A 15,163-nucleotide genomic window follows, 5' to 3' on the forward strand; every position below is an offset into this window, starting at 1 on the left:
AAGACAGGGCGTGCCAGCCCCGCCCGACATCCTGACCCTGCGTGACCGGCTGAAGGCCTGGCTGTTCGAGGACGCCCTGCCGCTGTGGTGGAATGTGGGGACCGATCATGCGCGGGGCGGGTTCTTCGAGAAGCTGACCCTGGAGGCTGAACCGGTCGATGCGCCCCGGCGCTCGCGGGTGGCGGCGCGGCAGACCTGGGTCTACGCCCAGGCCGGGCGGATGGGCTGGGACGGGCCCTGGCGCGAGGCGGTAGCCCATGGGCTGGGCAGTCTGAACGGGCCGCTGACCCGGCCCGACGGGCTGCTCCGGTATTCCATCGATGCAGCCGGGGGGCCGGTCGATGACAGCGCCCAGCCCTATGAACAGGCCTTCGGCCTGCTGGCGCTGTCGGCCGCGCGGCAGGCGCTGGGGCCGGGGCATGGGCTGGAGTCGCTGGCCCAGCGGATGCGGGGGGCATTGAACCAGGCGATGGGGCGTCCCGACGGCGGGGTGCATGACGACGCCACGCGCGGCCCGCCGCTGCGGGCCAATCCGCTGATGCATCTGTTCGAGGCGGCGCTGGCCTGGCGCGAGGCCGGGGACGACGGCGGCTGGGCGGACCTTTCCAACCGCATCGCCCGGCTGGCGCGGGAGAGGCTGATCCAGAAGGATACCACGCTGCCGGAGCTGTTCGATCTCGACTGGGCGCCGTTGCCCGAAGCGGAGGTCGAGCCGGGGCACCAGTTCGAGTGGGGCTTCCTGCTGTTGCGTCATGCGTCGCTCGCCGACAATGACGCTTCCAGGCAGTGGGCCAGGACGCTGATTGTCATGGCAGAGATTACGGGAATCGATGTGCTGCGCGGTGTGGCGATCGCCGCCCTGGATCAAGCCCGCAAGCCCACCGACTTGACGGCGCGCCTGTGGCCACAGACAGAGCGCACCCGGGCCGGCGCTTTGCTGGCAGGGCTTGTTCCGCAAATCGGCTGGCCGATCGCCAGGCTCGGAGCTGAAAGCCTGCTACGCTATCTCGCCACGCCCCGTCCCGGTCTTTGGTTCGAGACCATGGAGGCGGACGGATCGTTCCGTGACGAGCCGTCGCCGGCCTCGACCCTCTATCACATCGTCGGGGCTATCCAGGCGCTGGATGAAGCTTGTCTGACAGCGTCATCATGATCGCTCGTTTGCGCCCCGCCCCCGGCCTCCTTAAGTCCCACCGCGACGCAAACGCCCCCTCGGCGCACGCACGCCCCTCCCGTCCGAGCCGTACATGACGCTTAGCCCCGCCCGCCTGACCCACCTGCAGCGCCTGGAGGCCGAGAGCATCCACATCATGCGCGAGGTCGTGTCCGAGACCGAGCGGCCGGTGATGCTGTACTCGATCGGCAAGGACAGCGCCGTGATGCTGCACCTGGCCGCCAAGGCCTTCTATCCCTCCAAGCCGCCGTTCCCGCTGCTGCACGTCGATACGACCTGGAAGTTCCAGGCCATGTACGAGATGCGTGAGCGCATGGCCAAGGAGCTGGGCTTCGAGCTGCTGGTCCACAAGAATCCGGAGGCCGAGGCCGCCGGCATCAACCCCTTCGACCACGGCAGCGCCACCCACACCGACCTGTGGAAGACCGAAGGCCTCAAGCAGGCGCTCGACAAGTACGGCTTCGACGCGGCCTTCGGCGGGGCCCGCCGGGACGAGGAGAAGAGCCGGGCCAAGGAGCGGGTGTTTTCGTTCCGCTCCGCCGGCCACCGCTGGGACCCCAAGAACCAGCGGCCGGAGCTGTGGAAGCTCTACAATGCGCGCAAACAGCCGGGCGAGAGCATCCGGGTGTTCCCGATCTCCAACTGGACCGAGCTGGATATCTGGCAATACATCCACCTGGAAAACATCCCCATCGTGCCCCTCTACTATTCGGCGGTGCGGCCGGTGGTGGAGCGCGACGGCACGCTGATCATGGTCGATGACGACCGCATGCCGCTGCGCGACGGCGAGACGCCGATGATGAAGTCGGTGCGGTTCAGGACGCTCGGCTGCTACCCGCTGACCGGCGCGGTCGAGAGCACGGCCACCACCCTGCCGCAGATCATCCAGGAAATGCTGCTGACCACGACCTCGGAACGCCAGGGCCGGATGATCGACCACGACCAGGCGGCCTCGATGGAGAAGAAGAAGCAGGAGGGGTATTTCTGATGAAGCTCCCCCCTTCCGCTCATCCCGGCGAATGCCGGGACCCAGCCGCCAGAGCGCTGGCGCTTCCGGGTAGCCTCGGCTTGCAACGGTCTGTTCAGTTCCAATCTTCCGACATCGAGATCACGCGGCTGGGTCCCGGCATTCGCCGGGATGAGCGGGGGGTGGTGTAATGGCCCACGTTTCAAACCTCATCGCCGAGGACATCGACGCCTATCTCGAGGCGCATCACCACAAGAGCCTGCTGCGGTTCATCACCTGCGGCAGCGTCGACGACGGCAAGTCGACCCTGATCGGGCGGCTGCTCTATGACTCGAAGATGATCTTCGAGGACCAGCTGGCGGCGCTGGAGGCGGACTCCAAAAAGGTCGGCACCCAAGGCGGGAAGATCGACTTCGCCCTGCTGGTCGACGGGCTGGCGGCGGAGCGGGAGCAGGGCATCACCATCGATGTCGCCTACCGCTTCTTCTCGACCGAAAGCCGCAAGTTCATCGTCGCCGACACGCCCGGGCATGAGCAGTACACCCGCAACATGGTCACCGGCGCCTCGACTGCCGACGCCGCCGTCATCCTGATCGACGCCCGCCGGGGCGTGCTGACCCAGACGCGGCGGCACAGCTATCTGGTCAGCCTGCTGGGCATCAAGAACATCGTCCTGGCCATCAACAAGATGGACCTGGTCGACTGGAGCCAGGCCCGGTTCGACGAGATCCTGGCCGAGTACCGGGCTTTCGCCGCCCAGATCGGCCTGACCGGCTTTACCGCCATTCCGATGAGCGCCCTGGACGGCGACAACATCACCGAACAGTCCGCGAAAGCCCCCTGGTACGACGGCCCGCCGCTGATGCGCTGGCTGGAGGAGGCCCCGGTCGAGGCCGACCTGCAGGGCCAGAGCTTCCGCATGCCGGTGCAGTGGGTGAACCGGCCCAACCTCGACTTCCGCGGCTTCTCCGGCCAGGTGGCGGCCGGGACCGTCAAGCCGGGCGACCGCATCCGGGTGCTGCCGTCGGGCCGCGAAAGCCAGGTGGCCCGCATCGTCGTGCTGCCAGGCGATCTGGACCAGGCGGTGGCCGGCCAGTCGGTCACCCTGACCCTGGAAGACGAGATCGACATCTCCAGAGGCGACGTCATCGCCGCCGCCGATGATCCGGTCGCCGTGGCCGACCAGTTCGAAGCTACCCTGGTGTGGATGGACGACGAGCCGATGCTGCCCGGCCGGCCCTACCTGCTGAAGATCGGGGCCCAGACCGTCCAGGCGACGATCACCGAGCCCAAGTACCGGGTCAACGTCAACACGCTGGAGCACACGGCGGCCAAGCGGCTGGATCTCAACGAGATCGGGGTCTGCAACCTCTCGCTCAGCAAGCCCATCCCCTTCACCCCCTATGCCGAGAACCGCGACCTGGGCGGCTTCATCCTCATCGACCGGATCAGCAACCGGACGGTGGGGGCCGGCATGCTGCACTTCGCCCTGCGCCGGTCGGACAACATCCACTGGCAGGCCACCGACGTCGACAAGGCGGCCCGCGCCGCCCAGAAGGGCCAGAAGGGCCGGGTGGTCTGGTTCACCGGCCTCAGCGGGGCCGGAAAATCGACCATCGCCAACCTGGTCGAGAAGCGGCTGCATGCGGCCGGGCGCCATACCTACCTGCTCGACGGCGACAATGTGCGTCACGGGCTGAACCGCGACCTCGGCTTCACCGAGGAGGACCGGGTCGAGAACATCCGCCGGGTGGCCGAGGTGGCCAGGCTGATGGTCGACGCCGGGCTGATCGTGCTGACGGCGTTCATTTCTCCTTTCCGGGCCGAGCGCCGGCTGGCGCGAGAGCTGATGGGCGAAGGCGAGTTCGTCGAGGTCTTCGTCTCCACCCCGCTGGCCGAGGCCGAGAAGCGGGACGTGAAGGGGCTCTACGCCAAGGCGCGGGCCGGGCAGCTGAAGAACTTCACGGGGGTGGACAGCCCCTATGAGGAGCCGGAACACGCCGAGATCACTGTCGATACCACCGGCCTGACGCCGGTCGAGGCGGCGGAGGTGATCGTTGCCTGGCTGGATGGCGCCGACTAGGATGAAGCAGTCATTATAGCAGATCAGGTTGAAATTTCTTCAAGTTATTTCAACCACTTATGTCCACACGAACACCCGCCCGACACCGTCTCGAACGCGGTGCGAACCTGCGTTTGGACCTACCCGAAACCACCCCGAACCCCTGTGGATGACACGGGGCGGCGCCTGTGTGGGCGGGCGGGCCGGACGGGGCGTGTCAGACCGATTTGAATCTCGGGTATGTCAGGCCAGGAGGTCGGCGAGGGTTGGCTCGCGGCCGGGGGCGATAGCGGACCAGACGGCGTGGAAGTCGGCGGCCGGGAGACGGCCGGCGGCCTCGATCAGGGTGGCGGCGGAGTCGGCCTTGAGCGGCAGCTGGGCGATGGCGCTGGCCGGGTCGAGATCGGCGCCGCCGTAGAGGATCGGCAGGACGCCGAGCTTCAGGACATCGAGGGCCACCGTCGAGGGGGTCGAAACGACAACGGCGAAGTCGCGGGCGCGGGCGAGGTCGTCGCCCTCGCGCCAGCGGGTGAAACCGAGGGTGGCGGCGCGGGACTCGATGGCAGCGCGGATGTCGGCCTCGAGGCTGGCGAGGATGGGGTGGGGCTTCCAGACTTTGCGGGCGTCGCCGGCGGCGGCGGCGACCGCTTCCAGCAGCGCGATCTCGCCGGCCAGGCCGTGGCGGCGATAGTCGGCGTTCATCGGGTGGACGAGGTTGGAGAGCACCAGCCAGCCGTCCCCGCCAGCGGCCGGTTCGGGGGCGTCGGCGGGCAGACTGATCGTGCGGTCGTAGCCGCCGAGGGCCTGGTGCCAGCGGGCGTCGGCGCCGCACTGGAAGACGGCCAGGTTGGAACCGCCGACGAAGTTGAGGCCCAGGCTGACGCCATGCACCCAGTGGACGGTGCGGGCGCCGCGCGCTTGCACGGCCCGCTCCAGAAGATTGCTGTCGGCGACGCCGGTGTGGCCGAAGACGACGGTGCGGGGGCCGGCGGGGATGTGGGCGGCGGCCCAGCGGGCGTGGGTCTCGCCGAGCATGACCCGGAAGCAGATGGCGGCGAGGTCGCGGGTCGCCGGGCGCCAGTCGGCGGCGGCGACGGCGCGGGCGCCCTGCCCGAGCCGGCGGACGATGGCCGGCAGGGCGGCAAGGGCGCCGGGCAGGTCGAAGGGGCGGACCAGGGGGCCGCTCAGGCCGGCGTCCGACAGGGCGCGGCGCAGGGCGGCGCGGCCCAGCTGTGGCCGGCCAAGCAGCAGGACCGGGGTGTCCGGCGCCTCGGCGGCGAGGGCGGTGATGACATGGCGGGTGCGGTTGGCGATCTCGCCATGCAGGGCGGCGACCAGGGGCGCGTCCGGCAGCGGATCGCCGGCCGGGGTGGTCAGGACGGTGCGCAGCCAGGCGGCGAGGCCGATGAGGGCGGCGGGCCAGAAGCCGCCGCCAGCAGGCGCATCGGGTCCGGCCGCCTGACGCGCCTTGGCCAGTTCGAGGGCCCAGAGGTCGTCCGGGGCGGGGGCGATCATCGGGCCAGGCTCGCCAAGTCGTCGAACAGGGCGATGGTCCGGCGGCGGCCGTCGGCGAGGAAGTCGGCCAGGGCCTGCGCCTCCTCCGGCTCCCAGCGGGCGGCGCGGGCCAGCAGGGCGGCGTCGAGATCGGCCGGGGCGATGCGCCGCCAGGAGGCGAGGCCGGCGTCGTCGAAGGTGGCGCCGATCTTGTGGGTGTTGGACTCGACGGCCAGCACCGGCGTGCCGGCGGCCAGGGCGAAGGTGGCGGCGTGGAAGCGGCCGGTAACCAGCAGGGACAGGGCGGCGATTTTCGCCATGTAGTCGGCCTCGTCGCGGGTCTCGGCGGCGCGCCAGGCGAGGCGGGCGGCGATCGAGCGGACGAGGAAGCCGGGGTCGGCGAGGTCACGTTTGGCGACGCCGTCGCGGAGATTTCGCAAGCTCCCCTTGAGCCCCGGGGCGTTGAAATGGATGGGCAGGGCGATGCCGCCCAGGCGCTTGCGGGCCGCCTCCAGGTCGAGGGCGACGGGGCGCAGGACGCTGTCGGTGAAACCGACGCCGACGCGGGTGGCGGGCGGGGCGACCGCTTCGAAGACCGACAGGTCGGGGACGACGCGGGCGGTGAGGCCGGCGGCCTGGATCTGCGCCGCCGAACGCGTCTCGCGGGCGCTGACCAGGGCGAAGTCGGCGAGGGCGTGGGTATAGGCCGGGCCGTTGGCGTCCCAGCTGGCGTTGATCAGGGCGGCCGGCACGCCCGCCGCCTTCGCCGCCGCGCCGGCGGCCAGCAGGGCCGCGCCGGCCGGGCGGTCGTGGTGCAGCGTGCCTTCGCCGTTGACGACCACCAGGGCGGCCCTGGGGATCGCCTCGACGATGGCCGGGTCCTGGCGCCAGTCGGCATGGGCCGGGGCGCGGGCGATGACGGCAAAGCCGGCGCGGGCCAGCTGGGCCTCCAGCGTGCGCATCACCCGCCAGCACCCGTGGTGGAGGTCGGCCCGGGTGTCGTTGATGAGGACGACGGGGGCCCCGCTTCCTGGCCGGGCCGTCACAGGCCGGCGGTCCCGCCCGTCCACAGTAGGTTCTCGTAAGGCACCCAGGAGATCTGGGCGAAGGGCGAGAAGAACAGCCAGACGGCCATCAGCACGGCGAAAGACAGGTAGATGCCCATCATCACCGGCACCCGGAACTGCGGCGGCACCAGGTTGGGCAGGCGGGCGAAGATGCCGATCTGGATGGGCAGCAGGTACATGCTCATGCGGTCGGTGGCGGCGGCGGCGAACAGCACGGCCGGCGCCATCAGCAGGATGACCCCGGACATGATGGTGTACATCGGCCCGTCGTCGTACCGGGCCATCCACTTGTTGCGGTAGAAGAAGAACAGGCCGGCGGCCAGCACGTTGAGGGCGGCGCGCGGCAGGGCCCCGGAGGCCTGGATGTCGGTGCCGACGTAGCTGGTCTGGTAGTAGGTGGCGGCGTCGCGCAGGAACAGCGAGGCGGCGAAGAAGACCAGCCCGCCGACGATCAGCGGCCAGATGGCCAGCCGTCCGTGGATGAACCAGGCGGGCAGGAACATCACCGCCATCGAGCGGTGGAAGATGACCCCGAGGGTGACCAGGGCCAGGTAGCGGATGACCTTGCGGTCCTGGAAGGCGTTGAAGGCCATCATCAGGAAGCCGATGGCGACCGCCTGGCGGGTGGCGCCCATCGAGATGGCGATGACCAGCACCGGGGTGGCGATGGCCAGGGCCCGCCAGAAGTTGGGCTGGCGCTCGAGGAACTGGAACAGGCCGAAGACGACGACGGCCGCGCAGGCGGCGTTGACCCCGTAGATGCCCCAGCCGAGGCGCGAACTGGCCCAGTTGAGGAAGGCGTAGCCGGGCTCGACCGAGGTGAGAACGTAGGAAAAGTCCGAGGAGGCGGCGCGCTCGAACATCTTCATGTAGTTCGACCAGTCGTGGCCGACGTGGTCGCGCAGGCCGATGATGACGGTCAACGCCAGGCCGAGCAGCACCATCACCCCCCCGCGCGACAGGCGGTCGAGGCGATAGGGCGACATGCTGGCCATGATCGGCAGCAGGAACATGGTCCAGTAGAGGATCATTCCGACAATTCGCCCCTCAGCGGGGCGCGGATCGCGGCGCCCCTGATATCAAACGTTACCTACCCTTCCCCCCCGTCGCAGGGCAATCGCATATGCCCCGAAGTCGGATTTGAGCCACTTCCGCGAGGGCGGCATTACGTGACACAGCAGTCGATGTACCCAAGTGTGTCGCCCGGACAAGCCGGCCCTGAGATTGAGGGCGAGCTGGGACCGGGAGTGACACGGAAATTACTGGGTCAAGCAATCCGCCGATAGGTCAGGCGCTTGCCAGCGATGCCGCGCAGGGCTTCGTCGGTAGTAGGTCACTTTGAAATTTAGCGCCGTTGAGAATGATGGCGCCACCGGCCGGCCGTCAGTTATTATGCAGACATGACCGACTCTGACGACCCCATGATCAATAGCTGGCGCTCCATGCTGAAGCTGGAGCAGGACGCGCTGGCCGAGATCGCCAACGGCACTGCGCACCGCCCTTATAGCGCGGAAGAGGTTCAGCGGATCAAAGACCAAGCGGCCAATCTGCAGGCGCTTATCGACAAGTATCAGGCCGCTCGTGACGAGGACGCCTAGGCGCCCTCGCGACGCGGACCAACTGGCGAAGATGATCGCCGGGATCGCGACGGGAGAGGTGGAGAAAAGCCCGGCCGCCCCCGACAGCCAACGCACAGAGATTGCGCGGGCTGGGGGGCTTCGAGGCGGTAAGGCGAGGGCCGAGGCCCTGACGCCTAAGCAACGATGCGAAATCGCCCGAAAAGCCGCCGCGAAGCGCTGGGCGAATGACTAGAACGGAATTTCGTCGTCTAGGTCCGCGCCGAAATCCTCTCGCGGTCCCGTGGGCTGGGCGCGCGAGCCGCCTCCGAACCCGCCGGATTGAGGGACCCCGAACGCTTCCTCTGCAGTTCGCTCGCGCGGCGGTGGCGGCGGCTTCGGGACAAGGGGAACGCGGTAACGGCCGGGCTCGATCTGACTGAGCACGCCCTCTTCCTTCGCTGACCAGATTTGGGAGCGAAGCGTGTTCCGCTTCACCTCGTATCCCTCGTCCTTCGCGGCGTCGATCATCTCGTCCAGGGTCATGCCGTTCGGCCCTGCCTTTCCGATGGCCTCTAGAATGACGCCGAAAGCGCCAGACCGGGGGTGGTCTCCAGACCGACGCGCCGCCCCGGCTACCCTTGCCTGAACCGACAGGTATTCCTTGAGGGTCTTCTCCAAGGCGTCCGCCTCGGCGCGTAGGCGCGCGATCTTATCGCGCATGAACGCTTCCATATCTTCCATGACAGGCATCCCAAAACCGAGGCGCACGTATGGCAGCAAACGTTGGTTTGCGCAAGTTCGGGGGCCGCGTTGCGTTTGTGGGGATAAATGATGCGCAAACGCCGAACGGGTTGCAACGCGACCAGCGGACACGTATACGAGCAGATGCGACCCCCCGGCTCGCTTTTGGATTCGGCCGGAGGGGTCTTAGTGCAGCTAAGGAAAGGAACAGGCGGTGAGTTGGTTACCACCCGTTAGGAGGGTCTAGAGCCGAAGCAGTCGGCAGGGGATTCCAGTCCCTTGCCGTTCGCTTCGGCGCGACCCCTGTTGCCCCCGTAGCTCAATGGATAGAGCGTCGTCCCGCTAAGATGAAGGTTCCGGGTCCGAGTCCCGGCGGGGGCACCATCTTTCTAGCACATTGAATTTGTTTGTCAAATCGCTGGCGGTCACCGCTAAGTGCTTGATCCGACTCGGCTATTAGACTGACTCCCAATGCTTGAGTAACGTGCATCATTCGTGATGTCGTTCCCGTCATGAACAAGCGCACTTCCGAGGAACGCGCGCACATCCTTCACTTGCTGTGTGAAGGCATGCCGATCCGCGCCGTGACGCGGTTGACGCACGCTAGCAAGAACGCCGTGGCGAAGCTTCTAAACGATGCCGGTGCCGCCCTCGGGGCCTATCAGGAAGCGGCCTTCCGCAACCTCAGCTGCGCCCAGGTTCAAGAGCGCGAGAGGGCGCTTCCGAGACGTGATCAAAGGGCCCGACAACGCCGCGTTTCAGGAAAGCCTAGGGAGAAGAGGAAAGACTCGGCCGGCGCCTCATTGGCGATCACGCAAGCCCGTATCGCGTCGACCTTCAATCCGCCTCGAGGCGGGCCACGAAGGCCTCCGCGTCCGGGCGGGCCGAGAGGAACCAGTCGCGGTCGCGCTTGACCCCTTCGATGGTGGCGGCGGCGACCATGCCGTCGTCGGTGAAGCGCCAGAAGCGATAGCCGAGGGGGCCGAGGGCCGCCTGCACCGCCTCGCCGTGGCCGCGCAGAACCTCGCAGATGATGTCGGGCTTGAGCCGTTGCAGGGTCTGCATGCCGCCGCGCAGCACCTCGCCCTCGAAACCCTCGACGTCGATCTTCATGGCCATCGGGCCGGTTTCGGCGGCGAAGCGGTGGTCGAGGGTCTCGACCGGAATGGAGATGCCGCCCTCGAAGGTCGAGCCGAGCGACAGGGAGGAGGCCAGGCTGGAGAGGTTGTTGCTGCGCGGCATGGTCATGGCCCCCATCTCGCCGCCGAGACCGCAAAGATGGGCCTGGACGCGGCCGATCAGGTCGTTCTCGACGATGTTGCGCTGGATCAGCAGGTGGTTGTCGGGGACGATCTCGAAGGCGTGGCTGCGGATGGCGGGGTTCACCCGGGCGGCGGTCAGGGCGAAGAGGCCGGTGTAGCTGCCGATATCGAGGAAGACGGCGGCCTCGGCGCTGATCATTTCCAGGGCCAGCATGGCCAGGCGATCACCGCGCCGGCCGGGCTGGCCGTCGTGCCAGAAGAGCTCGCGGGCGATCTGGTCGATGGTCGGATCGAGCAGGCGCACCTCCTGGCCATCCCGGGTGCGGTAGCTGGCGCAGCGGACGGCGACCGGCAGGCGGTGCTTCCAGTTTCCGCCGGTGGCGCGGGCCAGGGCGATCAGGGCCGGATTGATCACGGGCAGGGCGAGGGCGTCGCGGACCAGGGGCTTGAGGCCGCCCCAGTTCATCCGTCGCATGTCCTTGTCGGAGATGGTCTTGCCAGCGGCCTCGGCCATCACAATTCCCCTAGAGCGGACCGTTGTAGCCGCGGTACCAGTCGACGAAGTTGCGAACCCCCTCCTCGACCGTCACTTTCGGCTGGTAGCCGACGACGCGGGCGAGATCGGTGACGTCGGCCTCGGTATCAGGCACGTCGCCGGGCTGCAGGGGCAGCATTTCCATGATCGCCTTGCGGCCGAGGCACTCTTCCAGCACCTCGATGTAGCGCAACAGCTCGACCTGCTGCTCCGCCCCGATGTTGAACAATCGGTAGGGGGCGTTGCTGGTGGCGGGGTCGGGATTGTTGCTGTCCCAGGCCGGGTCCGGCGCGGCCGGCTGGTCGAGCACGCGGACGACGCCTTCGACGATGTCGTCGATGTAGGTGAAGCTGCGCTTGTGCTTGCCGTGGTTGAAGACCTGGATCGGTTCGCCGGCCAGGATCTTCTTGGTGAACAGGAACAGGGCCATGTCCGGCCGGCCCCAGGGGCCGTAGACGGTGAAGAAGCGCAGGCCCGTGCAGGGAAAGCCGTAGAGGTGGGCGTAACTGTGCGCCATCTGCTCGTTGGCCTTCTTGGTCGCCGCATAGAGGGTCAGCGGGTGTTCGGCGCTGTCGTGCACCGTGAAGGGCATGTTGGTGTTGGCCCCGTAGACGCTGCTGGTCGAGGCGAAGACCAGGTGCTCGACGCCGTTGTGGCGGCAGCCCTCGAGAATGTGCAGGAAGCCGGTGACGTTGGACTGCACATAGACGTGCGGGTTGGTCGCCGCGTAGCGCACCCCGGCCTGGGCGGCGAGGTTGATGACCCGCTGGGGCTGGTGTTTGGCGAAGGCCGCCTCCATCGCCTCGCGGTCGGCGAGGTCGATCTGCAGCGCAGTGTAGTTGTCGTGGTCGAGGGTGCGGGCCAGGCGGGCGCGCTTCAACGCCGGGTCATAATAGTCGTTCATGACGTCGAGGCCGATGACCTCGTCGCCGCGCGCCAGCAGCTTCAACGAGACCGCCGAGCCGATGAAGCCGGCGCTGCCGGTGACCATGACCTTCATTCTTGCGCGTTCCCTGTCGCCGCTATCCGGCACACCCTTAAAGGCGTCCGTCGACCTTGTCGCGCGGCAGGGCCGATTTGACGTCGTAGAGCGGCGCGCCGGGCTTGCCGAAGGCCCGCACGCCCTCGGCGCCGAGGGCCAGGAACTGCTTGTGGGCGACGGCGAGGACGACGGCGGCGTAGTCGCCCTGCCGGGGCTCGGGGTTGAGGGTCAGGCCGTACTCATGCACCGCCTCGGCCGGGTCGACCCAGGGGTCGTGGATGTCGATGTCGAGGCCGTAGGACTTCAGCTCGTCGACCAGATCCTTGACCTTGGTGTTGCGCAGGTCGGGGCAGTCTTCCTTGAAGGCGAGGCCGAGGACCAGGACTTTTGCGCCGATCGGATTGATGCCGCGGCCGAGGATGAGCTTGAGGATCTGGCTGGCGACGTAGGCGGCCATGCCGTCGTTGATGCGGCGGCCGGCGAGGATAACCTCCGGGTGGTGGCCGATCTCCTGGGCCTTGTGGGTCAGGTAGTAGGGATCGACGCCGATGCAGTGGCCGCCGACCAGGCCGGGGCGGAAGGGCAGGAAGTTCCACTTGGTGCCGGCCGCCTGCAGCACCTCCAGGGTGTCGATGCCCATCTTGCCGAAGATCATGGCGATCTCGTTGATCAGGGCGATGTTCAGGTCGCGTTGGGTGTTCTCGATGACCTTGGCGGCCTCGGCGACCTTGATCGAGCTGGCCTTGTGGGTGCCGGCGGTGACGACGCTGGCGTAGAGGGCGTCGATCAGGTCGGCGGCCTCCGGCGTCGAGCCGGCGGTGACCTTGGTGATGGTGTCGAGGCGGTGCAGCTTGTCGCCCGGGTTGGCGCGCTCGGGGCTGTAGCCGCAGAAGAAGTCCTTGTTGAAGGTCAGGCCCGACATCTTCTCGAGGATCGGGACGCAGATCTCCTCGGTGCAGCCGGGGTAGACGGTCGATTCGTAGACGACGATAGCGCCGGGGGTCAGGTGGACGCCGATGCTCTCGCTGGCCTTGCGAATGGCGGTGAGGTCGGGGCGCTTGGCCTCGTCGATGGGGGTGGGGACGGTGACGATGAAGATGTTGCGGCCGGCCAGGTCGGCGGGCTTGTCGCTGAAGGCCAGGCGGCTGGAGGCGGCCAGTTCGTCCGAGGTGACCTCCAGGGTGTGATCGACCCCAGACTTGAGGGCGGCGATTCGCGGGGCCGACAGGTCGAGGCCGAGGGTGTCGAACTGCTTGCCGAACGCCACGGCCAGCGGCAGGCCGACATAGCCAAGGCCGATAACCGCGATGCGGGCATTGCTCAGGGACAGCATTCGAAAGCTCCGGAAACTATGACTCGGCCCGGTCGGCAGAGGCGGCGCGGGGCGCCAGCATCAGACCGCAGGCCAGGGCGAAGACACACATCATCGCCGGTGTGCGCAGGGGATAGTCGACCAGACTGTGGGCGAGCAAGAGGCCGATGACCAGACTGGCCGCCCGGGCGCCGGTTCCGCCGCCTCTGGAGGCGTCCGGACCGGAACGCTGCCGCCAGGCGCGCAGGGCGGTCCGCCCGAACCAGACCAGGAAGGCGGCCATCACCGCGGCGCCGAGCAGGCCGGTCTCGACCAGCAGTTCCAGCCAGTCGTCGTGGGCGTGGTTGACATAGGTGTTCTGCATCGAGCCCGAGGTCTCGTGCATCATGTAGATCGGCACGAAGCTGCCGAGACCCGAGCCGAAGGGGGCGTAGGTCAAGGCGGCGCCCGAGGCGACCTGGGCGGCCGGAATGCGAATCTCGGTGTCGAAGCCGCCGCCGAGGCGATCGAAGACGCTGCCGAAGACCAGGGGCGCGCTGACCGCGGCGAGGCCGAGCAGCAGCACGCCGCCAGCCAGGACCAGACGGCCCCGGTCCTTCGCCAGCCCGGCCCGCCAGCCCATGGCGACGGCGCCGAGCAGGCCGAGGCCGAGCAACAGGGCGCCGGCCCGCGACTGGGTCATCAGCACCCCGGCCCCCGCCAGCAGGACCAGCGCCAGCATGATGGCGATGCGCACCCGGCCGACGGGGCGGCGCGCGGCGGCCTCGAGGGCTTCCAGCGCCGCGAACGGCACAAGGCAGACGAACAGGGAGGCCAGGTGGTTGCGGTTGGCGAAGAAGCCGACGGCCGGCTCGGGGTTGGTGACCGCATAGAAGCGCAAGGGGCTGTCCGGCCCGCCGACGACCTGCAGCCCGCCGACCACGGCGCTGGCGATGCCGACGCCGAGGATGAGCAGCACCAGCCGGCGGCGGCCGGGCTGGTCCAGGGTGCGGGAGGCGAGGAACAGGGCGGCGGCGGGAATCAGGCACAGCAGGGCCGAGACCGTGGCCTGGGGCCTGAGGCTGATCGGGGCCCAGCCCGGCGTGAGGCCGGCGGCGGCCAGGTCGTCAACGATGCGGCCGCGGCCCGGCAGGGCGGTCCACAGGCCCGGCGGAAGGGGAATCAGCTGGATCAGCCCGACCAGGAAGCAGCCGGCCAGGATGGCGAAGGCCAGGCGTTCGGATCGTTCTACGGGGCGGTCCCGCAGCCGCCAGATGGCCCAGCCGAGCAGGGGCAGGGCCAGCAGGCCGACGATGTCGGGGGCAATGACCTCTTCCCGGGTCGCCCCGCCGATCAGCAGGGCCGTCAACAGGAAGCCGGCGCAGGCAAAAGAAAAGAGCCGCGAGGTCATGGCGTTTTTGAAACGGCCCCTCGCGGCTCTTGACTACAGATACTCAGATCGACCGGGCAGAGCCCGAAATCCTACGGGGAAGACGGGTCGTTGCCGTCGTTGATGGCGACAGCCATGGCGCCGACGGTGATGACGCCGAAGGTGGCCCAGGTCCAGAAGTCCCAGCCCTGGCCGGCCGGGTCGGTGGGCGCATCGCCGTAGCCTTCCTGGTCGTCCTGGTAGGCGGCGCGGACCACATTGCTGGAGCCGCCGGCGCAGGTCGCGCTGTCGCCAACGATGGCCATCGAGCGGGCCGAGACGGCGACGCTGCAGCCCGACCCGTAGGTGACGGTGGCCGAGCCATCCATCGCCATCACGCGGTCGCCGGCTTTCAACACCGTCGAAGACGTTACCGGCACGAACCGGCCATTCTGGTTCACCAGCACGGAGCCCTGCACGCCGCCGAGGCGCGCGCCTTCCGCAGCCATGGCCACCTGGCCCGTGAGCAGAAGGCCAACCGAAGCGGCGACGATAAGTTTCCGGATCATTGCATACCCCTCAAAGCGACCTGTCCCATGCGACGTTGCGCCACAGAACGATCTAGCCAATACCTCAGGCTCTCCGACACGGCAACCGGCG

At 68.3% G+C, this 15,163-nt stretch carries 13 protein-coding genes, 1 tRNA gene and 1 pseudogene; 6 read left to right on the forward strand and 9 right to left on the reverse strand.

Annotated features, from left to right (window positions below; translation table 11 throughout):
- Positions 1 to 10: 10 nt before the first annotated feature.
- From O5I81_RS20515 to cysN, 3 genes are all read left to right on the forward strand, one after another.
- Positions 11 to 1,153 (forward strand): AGE family epimerase/isomerase, encoded by a 1,143-nt coding sequence (locus tag O5I81_RS20515; protein ID WP_271066722.1) that lies wholly within the window; start codon positions 11 to 13, stop codon positions 1,151 to 1,153.
- A gap of 94 nt (positions 1,154 to 1,247) precedes the next feature.
- A complete protein-coding gene (gene cysD, locus O5I81_RS20520) occupies positions 1,248 to 2,162 on the forward strand; it encodes a sulfate adenylyltransferase subunit CysD (RefSeq protein WP_271066723.1) in 915 nt (304 codons plus the stop codon).
- 169 nt (positions 2,163 to 2,331) lie between these two features.
- On the forward strand, positions 2,332 to 4,224 hold the full coding sequence (gene cysN / locus O5I81_RS20525; protein ID WP_271066724.1) for a sulfate adenylyltransferase subunit CysN: 1,893 nt from the start codon (positions 2,332 to 2,334) through the stop codon (positions 4,222 to 4,224).
- Positions 4,225 to 4,446: 222 nt separating this feature from the next.
- Here cysN and O5I81_RS20530 read toward each other — a convergent pair whose 3' ends face one another.
- From O5I81_RS20530 to O5I81_RS20540, 3 genes are read right to left on the reverse strand one after another with little or no spacing between them, the layout of a single operon-like run.
- Positions 4,447 to 5,718 carry a hypothetical protein gene (locus O5I81_RS20530; protein ID WP_271066725.1) on the reverse strand — a complete coding sequence of 424 codons (1,272 nt, stop codon included), beginning with the start codon at positions 5,716 to 5,718 and terminating at the stop codon, positions 4,447 to 4,449.
- The gene (locus tag O5I81_RS20535; protein ID WP_271066726.1) at positions 5,715 to 6,743 is read right to left on the reverse strand and encodes a polysaccharide pyruvyl transferase family protein; all 1,029 of its coding nucleotides are present in this window, start codon (positions 6,741 to 6,743) and stop codon (positions 5,715 to 5,717) included. Before O5I81_RS20535 ends, O5I81_RS20530 begins: the two co-directional genes overlap by 4 nt.
- Positions 6,740 to 7,795 carry an EpsG family protein gene (locus O5I81_RS20540; RefSeq protein WP_271066727.1) on the reverse strand — a complete coding sequence of 352 codons (1,056 nt, stop codon included), beginning with the start codon at positions 7,793 to 7,795 and terminating at the stop codon, positions 6,740 to 6,742. Before O5I81_RS20540 ends, O5I81_RS20535 begins: the two co-directional genes overlap by 4 nt.
- A 369-nt stretch (positions 7,796 to 8,164) precedes the next feature.
- Between O5I81_RS20540 and O5I81_RS20545 the strand changes: the two genes are divergently transcribed.
- Complete coding sequence (locus tag O5I81_RS20545) at positions 8,165 to 8,362, forward strand: hypothetical protein (RefSeq protein ID WP_271066728.1); 198 nt, start codon at positions 8,165 to 8,167, stop codon at positions 8,360 to 8,362.
- Positions 8,363 to 8,572: 210 nt separating this feature from the next.
- Here the strand turns inward: O5I81_RS20545 and O5I81_RS20550 are convergent, their stop codons facing one another.
- Entirely contained in the window at positions 8,573 to 9,064 is a 492-nt protein-coding gene (locus O5I81_RS20550) for a hypothetical protein (protein WP_271066729.1), read from the reverse strand.
- 308 nt (positions 9,065 to 9,372) lie between these two features.
- Between O5I81_RS20550 and O5I81_RS20555 the strand changes: the two genes are divergently transcribed.
- Positions 9,373 to 9,448, forward strand: a tRNA-Ser gene (locus tag O5I81_RS20555).
- Between the two features lie 128 nt (positions 9,449 to 9,576).
- Positions 9,577 to 9,768 (forward strand): annotated as a pseudogene (locus O5I81_RS20560) (hypothetical protein); the annotation flags it as partial.
- A gap of 133 nt (positions 9,769 to 9,901) precedes the next feature.
- On the opposite strand, the gene O5I81_RS20565 reads toward O5I81_RS20560, so the two are convergent.
- The 5 genes from O5I81_RS20565 to O5I81_RS20585 form a co-directional block, all read right to left on the reverse strand.
- Positions 9,902 to 10,840, reverse strand: a complete 939-nt coding sequence (locus O5I81_RS20565) for an FkbM family methyltransferase (RefSeq protein WP_271066730.1) — start codon at positions 10,838 to 10,840, stop codon at positions 9,902 to 9,904.
- Positions 10,841 to 10,850: 10 nt separating this feature from the next.
- Positions 10,851 to 11,861, reverse strand: coding sequence for an NAD-dependent epimerase (locus O5I81_RS20570; protein WP_271066731.1), 1,011 nt, complete (start codon positions 11,859 to 11,861; stop codon positions 10,851 to 10,853).
- Positions 11,862 to 11,898: 37 nt separating this feature from the next.
- Positions 11,899 to 13,176 (reverse strand): nucleotide sugar dehydrogenase, encoded by a 1,278-nt coding sequence (locus O5I81_RS20575; RefSeq protein ID WP_271066732.1) that lies wholly within the window; start codon positions 13,174 to 13,176, stop codon positions 11,899 to 11,901.
- A gap of 16 nt (positions 13,177 to 13,192) precedes the next feature.
- Positions 13,193 to 14,545, reverse strand: coding sequence for an O-antigen ligase family protein (locus O5I81_RS20580; protein WP_271066733.1), 1,353 nt, complete (start codon positions 14,543 to 14,545; stop codon positions 13,193 to 13,195).
- Between the two features lie 71 nt (positions 14,546 to 14,616).
- On the reverse strand, positions 14,617 to 15,072 hold the full coding sequence (locus O5I81_RS20585; protein ID WP_271066734.1) for a hypothetical protein: 456 nt from the start codon (positions 15,070 to 15,072) through the stop codon (positions 14,617 to 14,619).
- Between the last annotated feature and the right edge of the window lie 91 nt (positions 15,073 to 15,163).

Source organism: Caulobacter sp. NIBR1757, assembly GCF_027912495.1.
Classification (GTDB): Bacteria; Pseudomonadota; Alphaproteobacteria; order Caulobacterales; family Caulobacteraceae; genus Caulobacter.

Bases quoted from the DNA above. Each gene is read 5' to 3' on its own strand.
- cysD (WP_271066723.1), top strand. From the start codon at position 1,248: ATGACGCTTAGCCCCGCCCGCCTGACCCACCTGCAGCGCCTGGAGGCC.
- cysN (WP_271066724.1), top strand. From the start codon at position 2,332: ATGGCCCACGTTTCAAACCTCATCGCCGAGGACATCGACGCCTATCTC.
- O5I81_RS20530 (WP_271066725.1), bottom strand. From the start codon at position 5,718: ATGATCGCCCCCGCCCCGGACGACCTCTGGGCCCTCGAACTGGCCAAG.
- O5I81_RS20540 (WP_271066727.1), bottom strand. From the start codon at position 7,795: ATGATCCTCTACTGGACCATGTTCCTGCTGCCGATCATGGCCAGCATG.
- O5I81_RS20545 (WP_271066728.1), top strand. From the start codon at position 8,165: ATGACCGACTCTGACGACCCCATGATCAATAGCTGGCGCTCCATGCTG.
- O5I81_RS20550 (WP_271066729.1), bottom strand. From the start codon at position 9,064: ATGGAAGATATGGAAGCGTTCATGCGCGATAAGATCGCGCGCCTACGC.
- O5I81_RS20565 (WP_271066730.1), bottom strand. From the start codon at position 10,840: ATGGCCGAGGCCGCTGGCAAGACCATCTCCGACAAGGACATGCGACGG.
- O5I81_RS20570 (WP_271066731.1), bottom strand. From the start codon at position 11,861: ATGAAGGTCATGGTCACCGGCAGCGCCGGCTTCATCGGCTCGGCGGTC.
- O5I81_RS20575 (WP_271066732.1), bottom strand. From the start codon at position 13,176: ATGCTGTCCCTGAGCAATGCCCGCATCGCGGTTATCGGCCTTGGCTAT.
- O5I81_RS20580 (WP_271066733.1), bottom strand. From the start codon at position 14,545: ATGACCTCGCGGCTCTTTTCTTTTGCCTGCGCCGGCTTCCTGTTGACG.
- O5I81_RS20585 (WP_271066734.1), bottom strand. From the start codon at position 15,072: ATGATCCGGAAACTTATCGTCGCCGCTTCGGTTGGCCTTCTGCTCACG.